This window comes from Streptomyces phyllanthi (assembly GCF_009377205.1).
GTDB classification, from domain to species: Bacteria; Actinomycetota; Actinomycetes; order Streptomycetales; family Streptomycetaceae; genus Streptomyces; species Streptomyces phyllanthi.
In genome coordinates, this window is sequence record NZ_VJZE01000638.1 from 1 (window position 1) to 4,091 (window position 4,091).

3 protein-coding genes are annotated in these 4,091 nt (G+C 69.2%); 1 reads left to right on the forward strand and 2 read right to left on the reverse strand.

Annotation, left to right across the window (positions count from 1 at the left end; genetic code table 11):
* Positions 1–318: 318 nt before the first annotated feature.
* Entirely contained in the window at positions 319–1,110 is a 792-nt protein-coding gene (locus FNH04_RS42575; RefSeq protein WP_152791600.1) for an aldo/keto reductase, read from the forward strand.
* 126 nt (positions 1,111–1,236) lie between these two features.
* On the opposite strand, the gene FNH04_RS42580 is transcribed toward FNH04_RS42575, so the two are convergent.
* Both FNH04_RS42580 and FNH04_RS42585 read right to left on the reverse strand, forming a co-directional pair.
* Positions 1,237–2,154 carry a class I SAM-dependent methyltransferase gene (locus tag FNH04_RS42580; RefSeq protein WP_152791598.1) on the reverse strand — a complete coding sequence of 306 codons (918 nt, stop codon included), beginning with the start codon at positions 2,152–2,154 and terminating at the stop codon, positions 1,237–1,239.
* 143 nt (positions 2,155–2,297) lie between these two features.
* Positions 2,298–4,016, reverse strand: a complete 1,719-nt coding sequence (locus tag FNH04_RS42585) for a glycoside hydrolase family 6 protein (RefSeq protein ID WP_152791599.1) — start codon at positions 4,014–4,016, stop codon at positions 2,298–2,300.
* Positions 4,017–4,091: the final 75 nt, after the last annotated feature.

A 4,091-nucleotide genomic window follows, 5' to 3' on the forward strand; every position in this document is an offset into this window, starting at 1 on the left:
GTGCGGGGGGACGCCCGGAGAGCGGGGCACGCCTGGAGGTGCAGGCGGAACTGGAAGTTCACGTACATGAGCGAGATTCACCGACGTGCCCGAGCCGGTGGGAGTACAGGGTTGTCGGCAGGACGGTCCCCGGTCAATGGTCCAGACCGATAAGGTCGAAGCGGCGCATCCCTTTCCGGCCAACCTGTGATTCGACCCACGGGCTCACAGGAATGCGACGGGGTATGTGATCGTTGACGATGGGATTACCACCGACGACTGAAGGATCGAGAGCTCGTGAGCAAGGTTCCCCCGATCATCCTGAACAACGGCGTCGAAATGCCCCAGTTGGGCTTCGGCGTCTGGCAGGTGCCGGACGACGAGGCCGAGACGGCCGTCTCGACGGCGCTGGAGGCCGGGTACCGCAGCATCGACACAGCGGCGATCTACGGCAACGAGGAGGGCACCGGCAAGGCGATCAACGCCTCGGGCATCCCCCGCCAGGACCTCTTCGTCACCACCAAGCTCTGGAACAGCGAGCAGGGGTACGACTCCACGCTGCGTGCCTTCGACGCGTCGCTGGAGAAGCTCGGCCTGGAGTTCGTGGATCTCTACCTGATCCACTGGCCGCTGCCCGCCAAGGGCACGTTCGTCGAGACGTACAAGGCCTTCGAGAAGCTGCACGCGGACGGCCGCGCCCGGGCCATCGGTGTCTCCAACTTCAATCCGGAGCACCTGGAGCAGCTGATCGACGCCACCTCCGTCATCCCGGCGGTCAACCAGATCGAGCTGCACCCGCACCTCCAGCAGCAGGCGGCCCGCGAGTACCACGCGCAGCAGGGCATCGCCACCGAGGCCTGGTCGCCGCTCGGCCAGGGCAAGGGCCTTCTGGAGGTCCCGGCGCTCGTCGCCATCTCCCAGAAGCACGGCCGCACCCCGGCCCAGATCGTCCTGCGCTGGCATCTCCAGCTGGGCAACGTCGTGATCCCCAAGTCCGTGACCCCGTCGCGGATCAAGGAGAACATCGAGGTGTTCGACTTCTCCCTCGACGCCGAGGACATGGCCGCCATCAGCGCCCTCGAGGAAGGCCGCCGTCTGGGCCCGGACCCGGCGACGTTCAACATGGCCTGACACCGGCGCACGCGCCTTCAGCGGTGCCGTTGCCCCCTGCTCGGGGGCGGCGGCGCCGCTTTTCCGTCCGACCGACGGTGTCGTCGTCGACGGTCAGCAGGGGGCCGACGCCCTCGATGCCCGTTCTCAGGCCACGAGGGGCGCCTCCGCCACATGGAGCGTGTGCGCCGCCAGGACGAAGACGTCGGGCCGGTGGTACAGACTCGCCTTGTCGTCGGGGTCGAGGAGCTGGTCGACGGTCGCCCGGTCGGACGCGTCGAGGTGTTCTCCGAGCGTGTCGCGGTAGTGCTGGAACGCGGTCACGGCGAACGCGCGGGCCTCTTCGGGCAGCGGGGCGGGCAGGTCGAGCAGGAAGGTGCGGCTGGTGGCGCCGCGCAGACCGACCGTGGTGAGCAGTCCCGGCCAGTCCTCGATCTCCTCGACGGCCCCGGGGATCTCGGCCCGCATCGCGGTGAACCGCTCGGCCTCGACGGCGCCGATACGGGCCTGGAGACCGGGCCGGCCGATACCGATGTCGCGGGGCAGATAGCGGGCGGGGAGGCCGCCTTCCAGCAGCGCGACGGTGCCGCCGGGCGCCAGTCGCCCGGCGAAGGCCGCGAGGGCCGCCCGCTGGTCGGCGAGGTGGTGCAGGCTCCTGCTCGCCCAGAGCAGATCGACCGGGTAGTCCAGGTCGCCCAGTACGTCCGGGAGTTCACCCTCCAGCGTGCTGAAGCGGTCGGCGATCCCGAGGCGCTCGGCGCGGTCGCGGGCGCGTTCGAGGAGGGGGCCGGAGCCGTCGACGGCGACGACGCGCGCGCCGGGGAACGAGGCTGCCAGTACAGCGGCCACGACTCCGGGACCGCTGCCCGCGTCGACGACGAGCCCCGGATGGGGCTGCCGCTTGCTCAGCCAGGCCGCGGCCCGCGCGTACAGGGGTGAGAACAGTTCCGCCTCCGCCTCCAGCATCGGAGCCATGACGGACCAGTCCCGTTCGGCGTCGTGATCATGGTGGTGACCGTGGTGACCGTGGTGGCAGTCGTGGTGGCGATCGTGGTGGTTTCCCATGGTGATGACCCTCTCGCTCGGATGCCCGCCAGCGTGCGCCGACGCACCGATCAACGGCAATTCTCGTTGCCGTATCGGCAAATCCGGGCGAGAGGGCCATGTGCTCACGTGCCCGAGGGCTCAGGCCCCGGGCACGTGTCCGCTCACAGCGCCGGGTACGCGTTCCTCATGAGCTCCTGGAACTGCGCCGAGAACCAGTGCCCGGACAGCGGGGAGTTCGGCAGGGCGCCCGACATGCTGTTGCCGTTGCGCGGGTTGCCCGTGTACGTCGGGTCGCACATCCGGTCGAAGCCCTTGCCCTCGTCGTTGTCGATGGCCTGGCTCGAACCGTCGGACTCCCCCGGGGGCTTCATCCACACGTAGGCGTCGATCCCGGCCGCGGGCGCGGCCTGCGGGCGCTCACCCAGACCCGCTCCGGACTGGTTGCACCAGTTGCCGATGTGGATACGGCGGTCGTAGCGCCCGCCGTTGACGTACGTGTCCACGCTGGTCGTCGCGCCCGGTCCGGTGGGCCGTGCGGAGCCGCCCCAGCCGTTGCGGGAGGTGTCGATCAGCATGCCGATGTTCGCGTTGAAGCCGACCGAGACCAGCTGGTTGCGGAAGGCCTGGGCGAAGGACTGCTCGTCGACGTAGCGGTTCCAGTCGACCCACTTCGACTCGCGCACCGACTTGCCGGCCACGTTGTCGTTGATGGTGAAGTTGTTCTCCTTCAGCGCGCTGTAGTTCGCCGTGTTGGTGATGAAGCCGTGGACGTCGTTGACGGTGGCGCCCTCGGCGGTCGCCGCCTCCTTGAAGGTGTTGGCGGAGGCGCCGAAGTTGTCGTCCCAGCCGATCCAGCCGTGGTGGCCGGCGTCGACGTAGTTGTAGACGTTCGCCACGTCACCGAGCTTGTTGAGCGCGTAGCCGACACCCTTGACGTAGTTGCCGTTGGCCTTCATGACGTCGCACTGCGGGGTGGCCGTCGGGCGGCTGCCGGTGTTGGTGACGAGGTTGGGCAGCGAGTCGATCTCGACGGTGGTGACGATCCGCAGCGCGGCGTACTTCGGGTCGGCGAGGATGGCGGCGATCGGGTCGATGTACTGCGTCTTGTACTTGTCGATCTCCGTCGGGCCGAGCTCGCCGTTGGACGCGAGGGCCGCGCAGTCGCGTCCGGGCAGGTTGTAGATGACCAGCTGGACGACGAGCTCGTCGGAGCCCTTCTGCCGCAGCGCCTCGTCGAGGTGGGCGCGCAGGCCCATGCCGCCGTTCACGCCGTTGATGGCGGCGATCCGGTCGAGCCAGACACCCGTGGGCTGGCCGGCGATCCGGCTGCCGCCCGGCTCGGCGTTGGCCTTCGCCCGCCACTCGGGGTTCACGTACACCTTGGCGCCGGAGTACGGGTTGTCGACCCGCCCGGAGGGGCCACCGGGGCCGCCCGGATCCGTGCCGCCACCGCCGTCGTCGACGTTGCAGGTGACGCCGTCGAGCGTGAAGGTGGTGGGGAGGGCGTTGGTGCCGCTGTAGGAGGCGTTGAAGCCGAAGCTGACGGAACCGCCGGTCGCGAGCGTGCCGTTGTAGGTCTCGTTGGCGGCGGTCACGCCCGTGCCGCTCTGGGTGAGCCTGGCGTTCCAGCCGTTGGTGATCCTCTGGTTCCCGGCGTACGACCACTTCACGGCCCACGACGACTTGGCGGCGCCGTTGTTGGTGACCGTGACGGAGGTGGTGAAGCCGGTGTCCCACTGGTTCTGCACCTTGTAGTCGACGGTGCAGGGGATGGCCTGGGTGCCGACGGCGTCGGGATCCGCCGCGACGGCGGTCCCGGCCGCGCCGCCCACGAGTGCGAGGGCGGCGAGCAGGGCCGTTCTTGTTCGGGTACGGCTCATGAGTATGGGATTCCTCTCCATGGGGGGCTTTCCGTGGGGGGTTGTCCGTAGTGGGGGGTGTCCGTAGGTGAGGGC